Origin of the sequence: Streptomyces europaeiscabiei, from assembly GCF_001550375.1 — a bacterium.
GTDB classification, from domain to species: domain Bacteria; phylum Actinomycetota; class Actinomycetes; order Streptomycetales; family Streptomycetaceae; genus Streptomyces; species Streptomyces europaeiscabiei.
Genome location: NZ_LRTR01000812.1, coordinates 22,855 through 39,138 on the forward strand (window position 1 = coordinate 22,855; position 16,284 = coordinate 39,138).

General features: G+C 68.2%; 12 protein-coding genes, 1 tRNA gene and 1 pseudogene. 10 read left to right on the forward strand and 4 right to left on the reverse strand.

Annotated features, from left to right (window positions below; genetic code table 11):
* The first annotated feature begins 732 nt into the window (after positions 1-732).
* The 3 genes from AWZ10_RS54595 (at position 733) to AWZ10_RS40270 (ending at position 7,286) form a co-directional block, all read left to right on the forward strand.
* Positions 733-1,374 (forward strand): hypothetical protein, encoded by a 642-nt coding sequence (locus AWZ10_RS54595; RefSeq protein WP_240439396.1) that lies wholly within the window; start codon positions 733-735, stop codon positions 1,372-1,374.
* A gap of 45 nt (positions 1,375-1,419) precedes the next feature.
* Positions 1,420-6,783, forward strand: coding sequence for a DNRLRE domain-containing protein (locus tag AWZ10_RS40265; protein ID WP_244172713.1), 5,364 nt, complete (start codon positions 1,420-1,422; stop codon positions 6,781-6,783).
* Positions 6,784-6,923: 140 nt separating this feature from the next.
* Positions 6,924-7,286 (forward strand): hypothetical protein, encoded by a 363-nt coding sequence (locus tag AWZ10_RS40270; protein ID WP_240439398.1) that lies wholly within the window; start codon positions 6,924-6,926, stop codon positions 7,284-7,286.
* 438 nt (positions 7,287-7,724) lie between these two features.
* On the opposite strand, the gene AWZ10_RS40275 is transcribed toward AWZ10_RS40270, so the two are convergent.
* A complete protein-coding gene (locus tag AWZ10_RS40275; protein WP_060893541.1) occupies positions 7,725-8,453 on the reverse strand; it encodes an ATP-binding protein in 729 nt (242 codons plus the stop codon).
* A 363-nt stretch (positions 8,454-8,816) separates the two neighbouring features.
* Here AWZ10_RS40275 and AWZ10_RS40280 point away from each other — a divergent pair, with 363 nt between their 5' ends.
* The 4 genes from AWZ10_RS40280 to AWZ10_RS40295 are packed head-to-tail and all read left to right on the forward strand — an operon-like array spanning position 8,817 to position 10,774.
* Positions 8,817-9,224: a hypothetical protein gene (locus AWZ10_RS40280; RefSeq protein WP_060893542.1), complete on the forward strand. Its 408-nt coding sequence runs from the start codon at positions 8,817-8,819 to the stop codon at positions 9,222-9,224.
* Positions 9,196-9,720, forward strand: a complete 525-nt coding sequence (locus tag AWZ10_RS40285; protein ID WP_060893543.1) for a DUF6879 family protein — start codon at positions 9,196-9,198, stop codon at positions 9,718-9,720. Before AWZ10_RS40280 ends, AWZ10_RS40285 begins: the two co-directional genes overlap by 29 nt.
* Before the next feature lie 7 nt (positions 9,721-9,727).
* A complete protein-coding gene (locus AWZ10_RS40290; RefSeq protein ID WP_162948188.1) occupies positions 9,728-10,582 on the forward strand; it encodes a helix-turn-helix domain-containing protein in 855 nt (284 codons plus the stop codon).
* A 9-nt stretch (positions 10,583-10,591) separates the two neighbouring features.
* Complete coding sequence (locus AWZ10_RS40295; protein WP_005476781.1) at positions 10,592-10,774, forward strand: DUF397 domain-containing protein; 183 nt, start codon at positions 10,592-10,594, stop codon at positions 10,772-10,774.
* A gap of 199 nt (positions 10,775-10,973) precedes the next feature.
* Here AWZ10_RS40295 and AWZ10_RS54600 read toward each other — a convergent pair.
* Both AWZ10_RS54600 and AWZ10_RS40305 read right to left on the reverse strand, forming a co-directional pair.
* Positions 10,974-11,294, reverse strand: a pseudogene (locus AWZ10_RS54600) (mobilization protein); the annotation flags it as partial.
* A gap of 149 nt (positions 11,295-11,443) precedes the next feature.
* Positions 11,444-11,517: transfer RNA gene (locus AWZ10_RS40305), tRNA-Thr, on the reverse strand.
* Between the two features lie 233 nt (positions 11,518-11,750).
* Here AWZ10_RS40305 and AWZ10_RS40310 point away from each other — a divergent pair.
* The 3 genes from AWZ10_RS40310 (at position 11,751) to AWZ10_RS40320 (ending at position 14,535) form a co-directional block, all read left to right on the forward strand.
* Positions 11,751-12,887, forward strand: a complete 1,137-nt coding sequence (locus tag AWZ10_RS40310) for an ABC transporter ATP-binding protein (protein ID WP_046707637.1) — start codon at positions 11,751-11,753, stop codon at positions 12,885-12,887.
* Positions 12,888-13,128: 241 nt separating this feature from the next.
* Positions 13,129-13,578: a hypothetical protein gene (locus tag AWZ10_RS40315; protein WP_037688463.1), complete on the forward strand. Its 450-nt coding sequence runs from the start codon at positions 13,129-13,131 to the stop codon at positions 13,576-13,578.
* A 225-nt stretch (positions 13,579-13,803) separates the two neighbouring features.
* A complete protein-coding gene (locus AWZ10_RS40320; RefSeq protein ID WP_060893546.1) occupies positions 13,804-14,535 on the forward strand; it encodes a nucleotidyltransferase family protein in 732 nt (243 codons plus the stop codon).
* 279 nt (positions 14,536-14,814) lie between these two features.
* On the opposite strand, the gene AWZ10_RS40325 is transcribed toward AWZ10_RS40320, so the two are convergent.
* The coding region (locus tag AWZ10_RS40325) for a DoxX family protein (RefSeq protein ID WP_060893547.1) at positions 14,815-16,284 on the reverse strand (1,470 nt) is incomplete at its 5' end.

Here is a 16,284-nt window from a genome sequence, read left to right on the forward strand (position 1 = left end):
CGATCCGCGGGGGCTCTCGTACGGAAAAGCTGTCGATCCATGAGCTCTCCCGTCGCTATGGGGTCCATCGGCGGCTGGTCCTTGAGGCTCTGACATCACCGTGGCCCACTCCGCGCAAGCCGATGCCGCCGTAGGCGTCGGTACGTGCGGAGCGATGCTGGTGAGCATCCATGAAGCGGTACCAGGGCCGGCCGTGTTCCGGGCCCGTGTCGCTGCCGCAGAGGAGAGCCGGATGCGTGCAGACGCGCACGTCCGCGCGGTGGTCGTCCCGCCCCTCAATCTCTCATCTCACGGCATCGACCCGCCCCCCGTGAACTACCGCTGATCAGCCCCGTAGTGCTCCACCGCAGAACGTCACCACCGACTCGCACCACTGCTGGCACGAAGCCGAGCGATCGCACTTTCGTAACGCACACAAGGAAGACACTTGTTGATGTTGTAAGAAAAATGTCAAGGTTGGGCGTTTGTCTCTGCACTCACGCAAGGATCACGTTGCTGAACCAACCCCCAATATCCCAGCCGGAAGGCGACCTTCCGTCGACCGGTGGAACCCGCCCTGCCTGGTGGATGAGAGTCACAGCCGCCACGGCGACTGCCGCCCTTGCCACACAGGCCATGCTCTTCACGCAGGCCACTGGCCAGGCGATTGCGGCACCGGGACCCGCGAACTCCCCCGCAGCCAAGCCTTCACTCGGCGCCCCCGAGGCCCAGGACGCAATCACAGCGCACCTGTTGGCACGGCTGCAGAGCCGCAGCATCGAGATTCTCGACGAGCGCACCGAGTCCACCACGACCTACGCCCAGCCCGACGGCACGACGTCGGTGCAGACGTTCACCGGACCCATTCGCGCCAAGGACGCCAAGGGCGGCTGGCAGGACATCGACACCACACTGGTGGACTCGGGTGACAAGATCCGCCCCAAGCAGGCTGCCGCCGATGTGTCGTTGTCGGACGGCACTTCCGCAGAACCTCTGGTCGAGGTGGAGCGTGGCAAACACGCCCTGGGCATCGGCTGGACCGGCGATCTGCCGAAGCCGGAGCTGAAGGGTGCGACCGCGACCTACAAGGACGCCGTCGCGGGGGGCGGCGACCTCGTGGTCACCGCGCTGAAGGAAGGTTTCTCCCACTCCGTCATCCTCCACGAACGCCCCAAAGGCCCCGTGGAGTACCGGATTCCTGTGGAGGCAACCGGACTGAAACTCACCGAAACCGCCTCCCAGGGCATGCGCTGGGAGGACACCAAAGGCGCGGCCAAGGCGACCGCGCCGGCCCCGGTCATGTGGGACTCCTCGTTCGATCGTGCTTCCGGCGACTCCCGGCACATCGCGCCGGTCGACGTCGACATCCAGGACAGCAAAGACGGCGAGGGGTAGGTCCTCGTTCTCAAGCCGGGCAAGTCGTTCTTCGAAAACCCGGAGTTGACCTATCCGGTCACGATCGACCCCACCGACTCGCTCATGGGACCGGTCACTGACACCTGGGTTCAGTATGACGACTACCTCACCTCCCAGCGCGGATCAGCAGAGCTGAAGGCAGGCACGTACAACGGGAGCGAGAAGGCCCGTTCGTTCCTGGAGTTCAACGTCGACAAGTACAAGGGCAAGCAGATCCTCGATACGGACCTGCGCCTGTACTCGTCCTACTCGTCGACCTGCTCCACCGACAACTCCGGCAACCAGGTCCGGCGTATCACCGCCGACTGGGACCCCTCGGCGATCACGTGGTCCAGCCAGCCCGCCACCACCACGACCGGAGCGGTGACCTCCACCGCCGCCAAGGGCTACAGCTCCACCTCCTGCCCCGCCGGGCATGTCTCCTGGGACATCGACACCATCGTCCAGGCATGGGCCGACGGCCAGGCCAACCACGGTCTGCGCATCGCCGCCGTGGACGAGACCGATCCGCTGACCTGGCGGCGCTATCACTCCGCCAACCAGACGGACGGCGCCCACAATGCGAGCCTTGAGCCGTCTCTGACGGTCGTCTACAACACCAAGCCCGGTGCCGTCGTCCCGGTCTCACCTCTCAGCGGGGCGGCGACCAACGACACCACGCCGACTCTGGCCGGCAAGGCCATGGACGCCGATGGAAACACCGTCCGGCTCACGTATGAGATCTGGACCTCCACCGGCACGTCCGCCCTCCAGACCGGCACGTCCGCCTACACCGCCTCCGGTGTGGCCGCACCCTGGACCCCGGGCACCGCCCTCGCCCCCGGCAGCTACAAGTGGCGTGCCAACGTCTACGACGGCAGTGCGTGGAACGGGAACTGGTCGGCCTGGCAGACCTTCACGGTCGACACGACCAAGCCCGCCGGGACCGAGGTCTCCTCCACCGACTTCCCCTCCGCTCAGTGGTCCGGCACCCCTGACGCCGACGGAGACTTTTCCGGCTCTTTCACCTTCGCCCCGCCCGCCACGGATGTGAAGGACGTCCAGTACAGGCTTGACGGCGGTGCATGGACGACAGTCGCCACCACCGGTGCGGCCGTGACCAGGACACTGACCTTCAAGGCCGGCCAGCACACGGTCACCGCTCGCACCCGGGATGCGGCGGCCAACGTCTCCACAGAGGCGAGTTACTCCTTCGCGGCGGGCAAGGGCGCTGCCCTGACCTCTCCGGCCGAGGGCGACCGGCCGGCGCGCCGCGCCATCCTGGCAGCCCAGGGCCGTGCGGAGTACACCGGCGTGCGCTACCAGTACCGTCACGGTGAGGCCGACGACACGTGGAAAGACGTGCCGCTCGCGGACGTCCGCCGCAGCTCGGACAACACCGCGGTCTCCAGCTGGCCCGTCGCGGTGACCAACGGCAAACCCGCCTCGCTCTGGTGGAACGTCACCGAGACCCTCTCCAACGACGGACCCATCGATGTCCGAGCCGTCTTCACCGACGGCACCACCACCGACGCGTCCCCCGAGGCATCGGTCGTGATCGACCGCAACGCCGGTGAGGCGCCGACCGCGCAGGTCGGCCCGGGCTCGGTGAACCTCCTCACCGGTGACTACAAGCTCGGAGCCAAGGACGTCTCCGCCTTCGAGGTCTCGGTCAACCGAACCGCGTCCTCGCGGGCCAACCCGGACGACTCCGAGGGCCAGGCCGACATCTTCGGCCCCGGCTGGGTTTCGTCCGTCAGCGCCGAGACGGCCGGCAGCGGCTATACCCAGCTCCGCAAGACCTCGTCGACCTCCGTCGAGATCCTCGATGCCGACGGCGGGTCCACCGCCTTCACCGCCACCCCTGCCGGCGGCTGGAGCCCGGAGGCCGGCGCCGGCACACTCAAGCTGACCGGCTCGCTGACTGGTGACACCTTCACGCTCAAGGACACCGACGCCACCACCACCGTATTCACGAAGGCCGGTCCCGGCACCACCACGTGGACCCTCGCCACCTCGGCCGCAGCCGTGGACGACTCGACGGTCACCGTCGTTGCCGAGACAGTGACCGAGGGCACAGGGAAGGTCGCCCGGCCGAAGTACCTGATCTCCCCCACCGAAGCGGTTTCCTCAGCGACCTGCCAGGCAACGCCCAGCACTCGCGGCTGCCGTGTGGTCGAGTTCGTCTACGCGGCCACCACTACCGCGACCGGCTACACGACAGCCGGGGACTTCGGAGACTTCACCGGCCAGGTGAAGGAGATCAAGCTGTGGGCCACCGACCCCGCCGCGTCGACGGCGCGTTCCGAAGCACTGTCCGTCTATCGCTACGACAAGGGCGGCCGACTGCGCCAGCAGTGGAACCCTCACGATTCACAGGCCACCCAGGTCCAGTACTCCTACGATTCGGCCGACCGGATCTCCTCGCTGAGACCAGGCTCAGACAAACCCTGGAACTTCCACTACGGCAAGGCGGGATCCTCCCTCACCGCAGGTGAGGGGATGCTGCTCAAGGTGACCCGTCCGACCCTCGCGCAGGGCACTGCCGACACCCCAGACTCCACGGCCACCAGCACAGTCGTCTACGACGTACCGCTCACCGGCACCAAGGCGCCGAACCAGATGGGCGCCGCTACGGTGAACGACTGGGGGCAGGACGAGGTCCCGGCAGACGCCACGGCCGTCTTCCCGGCCGACTCCGTTCCCGACTCCTCCACCGGCGCGGACCTGTCGGCCGCCGCCTACAGCCGCGCGAACATCACCTACATCGACGCCAACGGGCGGGCGACCAACACCGCGGCCGCGGGCGGCGGCCTGTCCCTCACCGAGTACGACGCCCACGGCAACACCGTCAGCACGCTGAGCGCCGCCAACCGGGAACTCGCCCTCAGCACGGGGCCGGCCGCCGACGCACAGCTCTCGACACTGAATCTCACCGGTCTCTCCACCAGAGAACGCGCCGAGCGCCTGTCCCACCGCACCGTCTACTCGGCCGACGGGGAACGCGTTACCCAGACCTACGGGCCACTGCACCAGGTGGCGCTGACCGGCGACGTGACAGCCTCCGGAGGAAGCCCGGCGCTGCCTGGGGGCTCACTGGTCGCGGCCCGTGAGCACACGGTCTACCACCACGACGAGGGACGTCCGGACGGCGCCGCCGTCTCCGGGCAGGTCACCTCCACCAGCACCGGCGCGGCGATCGAGGGCTACGCCAACGACGCCGACGTCCGTTCCACGGCTACCACGTACGACTGGAGTACAGGCGAGGAGATCGCCACGAAGGACGGCAGCGGCAACCAGCTGGGGGCCACCCGCTCCACGTACCGTGAGGACGGCAGGTTGGAGTCCACCAGCCTCCCCGCTTCCTCGGGCAGCGACGCGGGAACCCTGCTGTACATGTACTACACCGAGGGCGGCACCGGAGTCTGCGCGGACCGGCCCGAGTGGGCCGGTCTGCTGTGCAAGACGGCTCCCGCAGGTGCCGTCACCGGCGGCGGCAGCAACCCGGATCAGCTGGCCACGACCACCTACCAGTACAACCGTTGGGGCGGCGTCACGTCCACGGCCGTCACCGCCAACGGCGTCACGCGCACCAGTGCCGTCACCTACGACGACGCCGGCCGCCGTGTGTCGGCGAGCATCACCGGGGGAACAGGGACCGAAGTCCCGGCGACTTCCTACACCTTCGACACCGAAACAGGAAAGACGCTCACACAGTCCAGCGGCGGAAAGACGGTGGCCTACGGGTACGACTCGCTGGGCCGCCTGATCTCCTACAAGGACGGCTCCGGCAACACCACGACGACCGAATACGACGATCTCGACCGTCCGGTGAAGTCGGCCAACTCCACGGGCGCCCGCACCGACTACAGCTACACGACCGGCGGCGAGCTGGCGACCGTGAAGGACTCGGTCGCAGGCACCTTCACCGCCGACTACAACGCGGACGGGGCGCTCGTCTCACAGAGCCTGCCAGGCGGCTACAAGCTCAGGATCACTACCGACACACTGGGCAGGCCGGCCGCCCGGGAGTACACCGCAGCGGACGGCACCCTCGTCGTCGCGGACGTCGCCGAGTACGCCATCACCGGCCAACAGATCGGCCACACCCAGACCGACGGCACGACCGTGTCCACCGACTACCGCTACGACGCTGTCGGACGCCTCACCAAGGCCGCCGACACCGCCGCGGCCGGATGCACCACTCGCACCTACGCCTTCGACAGCAACCGCAACCGCACATCGCGGACCGTCACCAGCGACGACTGCGACACTGCCACGTCGGACACGGTCACGGAGCAGACCGCGTACAACTACGACAGCGCGGACCGTCTGGTCGGCTCCGGCCGTTCCTATGACGCATTCGGCCGCACCACCGTCAAGGACGGGGTCACGCTCGACTACTACACCGGCGATCTGCTCCGCACAGAGACCAAGGACGACCAGCGTCGCACCTGGGCCCTCGACGGCGTCGGCCGCATGGCCGTCACCACCACACAGAGCCGCGGCACGGACGGAACCTGGACCACAACGGGCACCCTGACACAGCACTATGGCGACAGCACTGGCAACCCGGACTGGGCCGAGCACAGCGACGGCACCATGACCCGGTTCGTCAACGACGTCTCCGGTGCGCTCGGAGCCACCACCTCGGCCTCGGGCGGCGTGGTACTCCAGTTGTCCAACCTGCACGGGGATGTCTCGGTCCGCCTCGACCTCGACACCCCGGCGAACTCGAGTGCGCAGCGCTACGACGAGTACGGCGTCGCCCAGGACGGCACCGGCCCAACCCGCTACGGCTGGCTCGGCGCTTCGCAGATCTCCAGCGAGACCCTCAGCGGCCTGACGCTGACAGGCGTGCGGGTCTACGACTCCTCCACCGGCCGTTTTCTGCAGACGGACCCGCAGTACGCGGGCGGCGCCAACGCCTACGCCTACTGCAGTGCGGACCCGGTGGGCTGTCGTGACCTCAGCGGCCTCGCCGACTACTACCGCTACTACGACCTGGGCAAGACCAAGGCTTCCAGCGCGAAGGTCTTCAGGTACTGGAAGAGCCACTTCAAGGCGATCTTCCCGATCCCGGGCCGTCCCGACAAGATCACGAAGGAGGGCCAGGACTTCACGCTCTGGCCCGTGGTTCAAGGTATCTCCATGTACTTCCCGATGAACGTCAACAGCATCGGCAAGAGCTACCTGCAGCTCGGCGCCCGAAAAGGGCACCCCGACTGGCCGGGCGGCTGGATCGGCTTCGACCTCTACAAGAAGAAGGGCCGCATGAAACTGGAGGTCCGAGGCCACCTCGGCGGTGTCGCGGCCATCTGCGGACGTAGCTGCTCCGAGGCCGCGGCCGCACCGTACTGGGACAAGCTCGGGAGCAACCTGAGAAAGCTCGTGAAGAAGAAGTTCTGACCCACCGAGCTCCTGCTGGCGGTTCCATGACAAGAACTGTTCAGTCATGGAGCTCTACCGGGCCCGCGGCTCCCACGAGACGTGGGCCCCGTCCCACCTGACCCATCGCGCAACCCCCCTCACTGCGAAAGACGACCACCATGACTAAAACGGCCCCCGCCAAGGCACGCAAACATCCGCGCAAATGGGCCCCGATGGTGGCGACCTCCTACATCGGTCTGATCACCCTGGCCGGTCTGGTCCGGGGAATCACCGGAGCCGAAGGCGACGGATACCTCGCCCTGCTGTACTTCCTGTCATTCCCCGGCTCTCTGCTGGTGAGCGCTCTTGTCGTCATCCCGTTGAACTGGGCGCTGGGCGGCAGCGGGACCGTCCCACAGGACGCGAACCCCTTCGGCCCGATGATCTACCTGACCGGCGGCGCAGTGGTCAACGTCCTGCTGGTCTGGTGCCTGTTCATCCTCATTCGCCGGCTGTCCGGCACCGGACGCCGCACCAGCTGACCTCACCCCCGCACACACCCGCGCTGCGATGCGGGCCAATTACCTGTACTGAAACCGAGGGCTGCCACCCATGAGGTGGCAGCCCTCGACCCGTGGCAGGGCACGAAGGGGAGTCAGTTCGGCGACGTCCGGCGAACCCTGACAACGGCCGGCGAGGAGGCCCCGCCGGCGCGCACCACCGGCGAGCCCGCCCCGATCCCCGGCAGCGTCTACGCCGCATCCCGCCCCCCATCAACTCCAGCCGCGGCATGGGCGAAGGGGCCGCAACGGGGATGTCAGCGTCCAACCACGCCGTACGCCCATGGACGGCCTGGGCGAACTCCAGGACGCTGCTGCGAAGGCTCGCGCAACTTCTACCGCAACACCCAGTGCAGCCCCCACCGCAACCCGGTGCCGCAATCTGACGCGATCCCGTGCTCCTGGGCACCCCGGCGTTCCTCATCCGGCGCGCGCAGGCTCCTCCTCCGCGAGGTGGGGCAGAGGGGTTCCGCCGACCAGGGGCACAAAGCGCACCGGACGGGCATGCCAGACGAACTTGTACGGGCCGGCCGAGAGGGGGAGCGTGAACTCCTCGCCGTTCTTCAGGGCTTCGGCAGGCTCGCGCCATCCGTCGGACAGCCAGTCCCAGACGTAGCCGACCACCGACGCGTCGATGGCCGAGGCGATGACGCGCATCTGGATGCGAGCCCAGCGGATCGCACGGTCCGGCGTGGGCATGGCCGCGAGCGAGAGCTGCTGGCCGTCCTCATTGCGCCACTCGCACCAAAACCCCGACTTGGGCACCACCGGTTCCGGTACGGCGATGGTGCACCACGTGAGTGTGCCGTCCTCGCTGGTCCCCCAGTCCTCGGCGAGAGCTTCGACGATCAGCATGCCGCGACCGCTCTCCTCGTCGGCGGCCGGTCTCTTCACCTGCGGCCGGCCCGGAGTTCCGTCAGCCACCTCGATGCGGACCTCGCCCCGCCAGTACGAGACGGAGATGCTGACGTCCTCCGTCTCGCCGTACCGGACGGCATTGGTGACCAGCTCGCTGATGAGCAGGTTGGCTGTGTCAATGCAGGAGCCGATCCCCCACAGACGGAGGTGAGCGGCACCGATCCGGCGCAGTTGCCCTACTCGCTGCGGTGCGCGGGTGCAGGAGACGACGAAGCGAACTGGCTGGTCCATGTCTCTCCCCGGACCGTGTACCTGCGGAACCCTTCCCTGCGGCGGAACAGCACTGGCTATGCCGCCGAAAGCGCTCCGTAATCTCCCGCGCGTCGCCTCGGGAGCGGTTGCACTCTGCAAGGCAAGAGCCATCGCTGTCCTCCGCACGTCACGGGCAGGAAAGTTGCTCTCGGCGCCACACCTCAGGTGCATCCGCCGACTTCCCTTGGTTGCTCGGGTTTGGAGACGACCGTAGGACGACTGTCTCTCAACCCCCAAGAAGATTGCGCGAGTTTGCAGCAAGTCGATTGACGGGGTAGATCGCCTCGCAGACCATCGTCGTGTCGCGCAAACCAGCGCAAGGCAGCGGACGGGAGAGCAGCCGTGAAGCTACGGTTCCTTGGCAAGAACTCCACCCCCGGAGACAGCCCCACCCTGTACGCCAGTGACCAGGACAGCTACGTCATTCAAGGCTGGAAGGTGTTCGCGAACGACTTGCTCATGCGGCTCGACGTGCCCGAAGGTCAGACGGTGATCGAGGTTCCGCCGGAGCTGTTCGAGCACCTGACGAAGGACGGACACGCAGACGGCGAGATCAAGAGCTTCACCTCCCCGATCATGCTCGTCACGGAACAGGACACGTGCATCTTGCAAGGCCCGGAGATGACCGATCCCGAGGCGTTGAGTCAGATGCGGATGCCCGACTATGAGACCTGCATCGAGGTCCCCAAGTCCTCGATCACGGCCCTGCTGGAGGAGAACAGTGGACCTGATCACCTCGGCCCAGCGTGACGAGCTGTTCAGCAGCTTCGAACGCGATGCCTTCCACCTGGAGCTGAGGGACGACTACGGGTCTCCCGTCGAGGACACGCCCTACGCGCGGTGGCAGAGGGGTGAGCCGGACGACTACGCGTGGCTCGACCCCTGGATGACGCTCATGAAGCGCGTCACGGGCGAAGGGAAGACCGTCAGGCGCGTCCGGGTCATCACCGAGCCGCACTCCCGATACGTCGGGTGGGAGCACTCGTTGACCCACCTCAACCAGGAGGCCGGCGAGGACATCCGATGGCTTCCGCGGCACCAGTTGCCAGAGAGCATCACCTTCCCGGTCGACCGCAACGACTGGTGGCTGTACGACGACCGTCTCCTCGCCGTCGGTCACTTCGACCCCGAGGGCCGAGTGCTGGGGTCGGAAATCGTCGAGGACCCGGACACCGTGGCCGAGTGCGTCCGCGTGCGTGACCTGCTCTGGACCGCCGCCATCCCACACGCCGAGTACAAGCCCTGACCCATCAGTGAATAACCAAGCTCAAGAAGCACGAGAGGCACTGGGTGCCCGGCTGCGCGGATTCCGGAAGGACGCCGGGTTCGCGAGCGGCCGGGCATTCGCCGTGGCCACGGGTTGGGCCGAGTCCAAGGTCTCCCGGCTGGAGAACGGCAAGCAGAACCCCAGCGAAGACGACATCCGGGTCTGGTGCATCAAGACCAACAGGCAAGAGGTCGTTGATGACTTGATAGCCACGGTGCGCCACATCGACGAGCTGTGGCTCGAGTGGCGCCGACAGCTGCAGACAGGGGCGGAACGACGGCAGCGCAAGGCCCTGCCGGTCTACGCCAAGACCAAGGTCTTCCGCATCTGGCACCCGACGCTGGTGTGGGGAACGATCCAGACGGCGGACTACGCGGCCGAGACGTTCAGACAGGTCGTCGACTACTACGAGATCCCCGACGACGCGGAAGCCGCCACCGCCAAGCGGCTCGAACGGCAGCAGTACCTGTACCGGGGCAACCGGATCTTCAACGTGGTGCTCGGCGAACAGGCGCTCTACACCAACTTCGGCGGCCCGGAGGTGATGAAGGGGCAGCTCGACCGCCTGCTTGCGGTCATGCGGCTCCCCCGGCTGAGCCTGGGCATCATCCCCCGCTCCGCGCCCCTGGGCATCTGGCCCGGCAACTCCTTCTCGATGTTCGATGACAAGCTCGTCCTCGTCGAGACCTACTCGGCGGAGTTCTCCGTCACCCAGCCCCGCGAAATCGAGCTGTACACCAAGGCGTTCGCCCTCTTGCAGCAGTCAGCGGTCTACGGAACAGCAGTCCGAGACCTCATCCTCACAGCGATCCACCACTTCGATCAGATGCCGAGCGACTAGGAGAGCACCATGCAGCCCGTGGCCCCGAACTGGCGTACCAGCTCCTACACCGGGACGGAGAACTGCGTTGAAGTGGCCGACAACGACGCGCAGCACGTGATGGTTCGGGACACGAAGGCCCGCGACCGGGGGCTCATGGCCGTTCAGCGAACGGCCTGGACGGCATTCGTGGAGTACGCCAAGCAGGGATAGCGCTGACGGTGTTCGGCCCGCTCTCTGAGGCGAGCAGGTGCGTAAGTCTTCCACCCACCCGGCGCGCCCGCTGCCGTTCCGCGCGAAGCCGAAGCTGTGCGGCTGAGCCAAGCCGTAGGAACTGATGGCCTCGCCGCCGTAAACGGCGAGGCCATCCGTCTGATTTGACCATGCCAGATGGGCACACTGCGCCTGATGCCTACCGGCGCTGTCGGTGCTGCTGTTCGATAGGCGATGAAGTCACCGCCGGGATCCGACCGTTTCCGGTCTGCTGAGCGGGGACCGAGCCTGCCATGGTCGACTGCAGGCGGGCGGCCTCAGCACGGCGGTTCGGCGCTGGGTTTCGGCCGGAGTGCTGGATGCGGGTGATGAGGACGCGGGCGGGCTGTCGTGCCGTGGTGAGCTCGCGCTGGGCAGCGGCTTCTTTGAGAAGTTGGTGGGGTTGGTGGCCGCGGGCTTCGGCATCGGCGAGGACGGTGGCACGGCGAAAGCCGAGGCCAGGGCCAAGAGGAAGGGCAAGCGGAAGAAACCCAGGAAGTAGGGTACCGGCCCGCTCCGCTCACGCATCGCTCACGCAAGCCATCCCACGGCTCCCCAGCCGTGTGATGCGCCATGCCCCGAGCAGCAGAAAACCCCAGGTCACGGGCTATGTGATCTGGGGTTTCTCGGAGCCCCCTGTCGGATTCGAACCGACGACCTACGCATTACAAGTGCGTTGCTCTGGCCAGCTGAGCTAAGGAGGCGTGGCCCCTCGCGGGGGCGCCCGTGCAGTGTACCCACGTCACAGGGCGTACTCGTCGAAAATTTCCGCGAAGTTCACAGGGGTCCAAGTACTGACAGACCAGGTGAACGCCAGGTACCGTCCTGACCCAATCCACTCTCGTGGACTACACCACCGTGGAACCGTCCGCGGTGGATCACCACCTTTACTCGGATCGTCCGGCACGTTCCTGCCGGTGAAGGGGGCCTACGACCCATGGCCACAGTTTCGTTCGACAAGGCGACCCGGATCTACCCGGGTTCCACGAAGCCCGCCGTCGATGCTCTGGAGATCGACATCGAGGACGGCGAGTTCCTCGTCCTCGTCGGTCCGTCCGGTTGCGGCAAGTCCACCTCGCTCCGCATGCTCGCGGGTCTCGAGGACGTCAACGGCGGCGCCATCCGCATCGGTGACCGCGACGTCACGCACCTGCCGCCGAAGGACCGGGACATCGCCATGGTGTTCCAGAACTACGCGCTGTACCCGCACATGTCGGTCGCCGACAACATGGGCTTCGCGCTCAAGATCGCCGGCGTGAACAAGGCGGAGATCCGGCAGAAGGTCGAAGAGGCCGCGAAGATCCTCGACCTCACCGACTACCTGGACCGCAAGCCGAAGGCCCTCTCCGGTGGTCAGCGTCAGCGTGTCGCCATGGGCCGTGCCATCGTGCGTGAGCCCCAGGTCTTCCTCATGGACGAGCCGCTGTCGAACCTCGACGCCAAGCTCCGTGTCTCGACGCGTACGCAGATCGCGTCCCTGCAGCGCCGCCTCGGCATCACCACCGTCTACGTCACCCACGACCAGGTCGAGGCCATGACGATGGGCGACCGTGTGGCGGTCCTCAAGGACGGTCTGCTCCAGCAGGTCGACACCCCGCGCAACATGTACGACCGCCCGGCCAACCTCTTCGTCGCCGGCTTCATCGGCTCCCCGGCCATGAACCTGGTCGAGGTCCCGATCACCGACGGCGGTGTGAAGTTCGGCAACAGCGTCGTCCCGGTCAACCGTGACGCCCTCAAGGCCGCCTCCGACAAGGGTGACACCACGGTCACCGTCGGTGTCCGTCCCGAGCACTTCGACATCGTGGAGCACGGCAGCGCCGTCGCCTCCACCCTGTCCAAGGACTCCGACGACGCCCCGGCCGGCCTCGCCGTCACCGTCAACGTCGTCGAGGAGCTCGGCGCCGACGGTTACGTCTACGGCACCGCCGAGGTCGGCGGCGAGACCAAGGACCTCGTGGTCCGCGTCAACGGCCGCCGGGTCCCGGACAAGGGCGCGACGCTGCACGTCGTGCCGCGTCCGGGCGAGAACCACGTGTTCTCGACCTCGACGGGCGAGCGCCTCTCCGACTGAGCCGGACACGGTGCGTTCGTGACCGTTCGCGAAACCACCGGCCCGGGATAAATCACCCAGGTTGACGAAGAAGGCCCCGCAAACATCTGCGGGGCCTTTTTCGCTGCCACCAACTATCCCGACAAATAGGTTCATTTCGACCAGTGTGCGTCAACCCGCCACCCGCGGGACGGTGCTTCGACATCCCCCGTACCGGTGACCTAATGTCGCCATATCACTACCCCGCGCTACCCTCACTCGCGTGAAGCACACCCACACCCACACCCAACGGACGCGGCACGGCCGCGGTCCCGCCCGCCGGATCGGCCGCTCCCTGGCCCTGGTCCTGCCCGTCGTCCTGGTCCTCTCCGGCACCCTCGCGGTCACCCGGGTCAACTGGTCGGGCTCCGACCCCGCGGAGTCGGTGCTCGCCGGCTCGGAGGTCTCCCAGCGCGCCAAGACCCGCGCCCCGCACGAAGTGCTGCGCGACAAGCTCCTCGTGGAGCTCCAGGAGGAGGACCCTGGCGTCGCCCTCACCCACCTCCAGCAGGCGGTGAACGGCCGCCCCGCGCTGGCGAAGCACTGCACCTCCATCGCCCGCGCCCTCGGCCGCGCCGCGGTCCGCGCCTACGGCCCCACCCGCGCCCAGTCCTACGCCCGCCCGGTCTGCGACACGTCCTTCGCGACAGGAGTGGCCGCCCAGTACAGCTGAGGACCGCTCACAGCACCGCTGAGGGCCACACGGGGCCGTAGAAGCTCCCCAGGCGGCTTCCACGGCTTCCCACGGCCTTCAGCAAGCTCCCAACGGCTTCCAGAGGTCCCGGAGGATGCCCCAGGGCTCCAGGGGCTCGCACCCCCGTATACCGCCCCGTTCCCACCCCGCATACCGATCCCAGGGCCGTGCTCCCGCGAACGGGGCGCCACGTACAGTTCGGGCATGACCGATCCGAACGCCGCGTCGCGCCCCGTTCAAGCCGTGATCCTCGCCGGTGGCCAGGGCTCCCGGCTGCGTCCGTACACCGACGACCGGCCCAAGCCCATGGTCGAGATCCCCGGTACGGGCACCCCGATCATCGGCCATCAGCTCACCTGGCTCGCCGAGGAGGGTGTGACCGACGTGGTCGTCTCCTGCGGCCACCTCGCCGACGTCCTGCAGAAGTGGCTGGACTCGGCCGACCTGCCGGTCCGCGTCACCACGGTCGTCGAGACGGAACCCCTGGGCCGAGGCGGAGGCCTCAAGTGCGCCGCCTCCCACCTCCCCCACCCCGACCGCCCCTGGTACGCCACCAACGGCGACATCTGGACCCGCTTCTCGCTCCGCGACATGGCGGACTTCCACGCCGAACGCGACGCCCTCGCCACCCTCGCCCTGGCCCGCCCCCGCATCCCCTGGGGCGCCGTGAAGACGGACGGCTTCGGCCGCGTGACGGACTTCATCGAGGCCCCGCCCACGACGTACGAGATCAACGCCGGCGTCTACGTCTTCTCCCCCGAGTTCACCGACCTCCTCCCCGCCCGGGGCGACCACGAACGCACCACCTTCCCCCGCCTGGCCCGAGAACGCCGCCTGGCCGGCTTCCCCATCCCCCAGGGCGCCTACTGGCGAGCCATCGACACGGCGAAGGACCTGACGGAGGCAGCGAAGGAACTGGCGGCACTGAGCCGCTGAGGGGAACGCGAACTCACAGGGGCGCCAGGTGACCACCGGCCACCGAAGGGGCGCGGGGAGCTGAGCGACAGGCCACGACAGCCCCGCAGACGCCCGCAAAGCGATCCCCACGATCGATCAGGCGCTCCACCCATCCCCGTCACAACCCTCCCCGTCACGCCCCTCCCTGTCACGCCCATCTCCCTCACGTCCTCCCCCTCACGCCGGGAGCACGACAACGGGCCCCGCGCGAAACATCACGCGGGGCCCGTCCGTGTATCGGCACGGCCAGTGGAGCGCCTACCCGAGCAATCCCCCCACCAGCCCGGGCTCCCCACCCGAGGAGCTCCCCCCGGTGGACCCCCCGGTCGACCCGGTGGCCCCACCGGTCGTACCGCCGGAGGCACCGCTGGAACTCGGCCCGGCAGTGGTACTCGGCGCCTGCTCGACCGGCGACGTCTGCTGCGGCGGCACCTGCCCCGCCGTCCCCTGCGTCTGACTCGGCTGCCCGCCGGTGACCGCCCCGGTGTCCCGTGTGGCCCCCGGCGTCGTCGCCGCCTGCGAAGGCGTCGCCGACGCCGCGCCCGCGGTGGGCGAGTTGGACGCGGACGGGCTGTTCTCGCGCCGCGCGCTCGGCTCACCCGGCAGCGGCGACCCCGGCAGCTCGTTGCGCGGCGCCTCCCCGGGCCCGGGAACGACGATCCGGTCGGCGTCCCGCACGGCACCGCCGAGCACGGACCCCACGAGCAGTGTCAGCCCGACGACGATCGCGCTGACGATCGCGCCCCGGCGCAGCACATACCGCCGCAGCTCCCAGATGTCGGCGCGCGGCCCGAGCGTGCGCCAGGCGCCGCCCGCGAGCCGCCCGTCGACGGAGTACACCGGCGCGCCCGCGATGATCAGCGGGGACCAGGCGGCGAGGTAGATGATGTCGGGCGTCTCGTAGACGGGGACGGTCTTCCAGCTGACGGTGACGAGCAGCGCGGCCGACAGCAGTGCCCCGACGCCGGCGGCGACCCGCTGCCAGAGTCCGCAGATGGTCAGCACACCGACGATGACCTGGGCGAAGGCGATGACGAGCCCCGAGCCCACCGGGTGTTCGAGGGCGAACTGCCGCAGCGGCTCGGCGACTTCCCACGGGTGCAGCGTGTTCAGCCACTTCACCATGGAGCCGCGCTTGCCGCCGTCGAAGTAGTGCGGGTCGCAGAGCTTGCCCATGCCGGCGTAGACGGAGATGAACCCGAGGAAGACCCGCAGCGGCAGCAGCACCACGCCGAGGTTCATCCGGCGGCCGGGGTAATAGGCGTGCCGGACGGGCTCGTTGCCGGTCCGGCGTCCGCTCCGCTCGTCCTCACCGTCGTCGTACGACTCCGGGAACTCCTCGTCGGCGTACCCGCCTTGGCCGTAGCCCGCCGCCTGGTCGTACTCCGCTTCGTCGTACGTGCTGCCGACGGTGCGCATGGCGGGGAGCAGCCGGGTGCCCTCGGGGGCGGCGTGGCCGCCGTGGGTGCGCTGGCTGCCGACGATGGGCGTCTCGACGGTCTCGACGGTCAAGTCGGCGCCGTAGCGCCCGCTTTGGTCGCCGTAGCGCCGGCTCCCGGTGTCGTAGCCGTCGCCCCTGGGACCGTCGACACGTGGGATGACCTGGGTCGAGCCGGTGTCGCTCAAGGGGTCGGGGGCCCCGCGGCCGACGCCCGCGCCGCGTACCGCCTGGAGGAGCCGGTGGGCCCCGGTGTCGTCCGGCGCTGACTTCCCGCTCCAGACGACGGG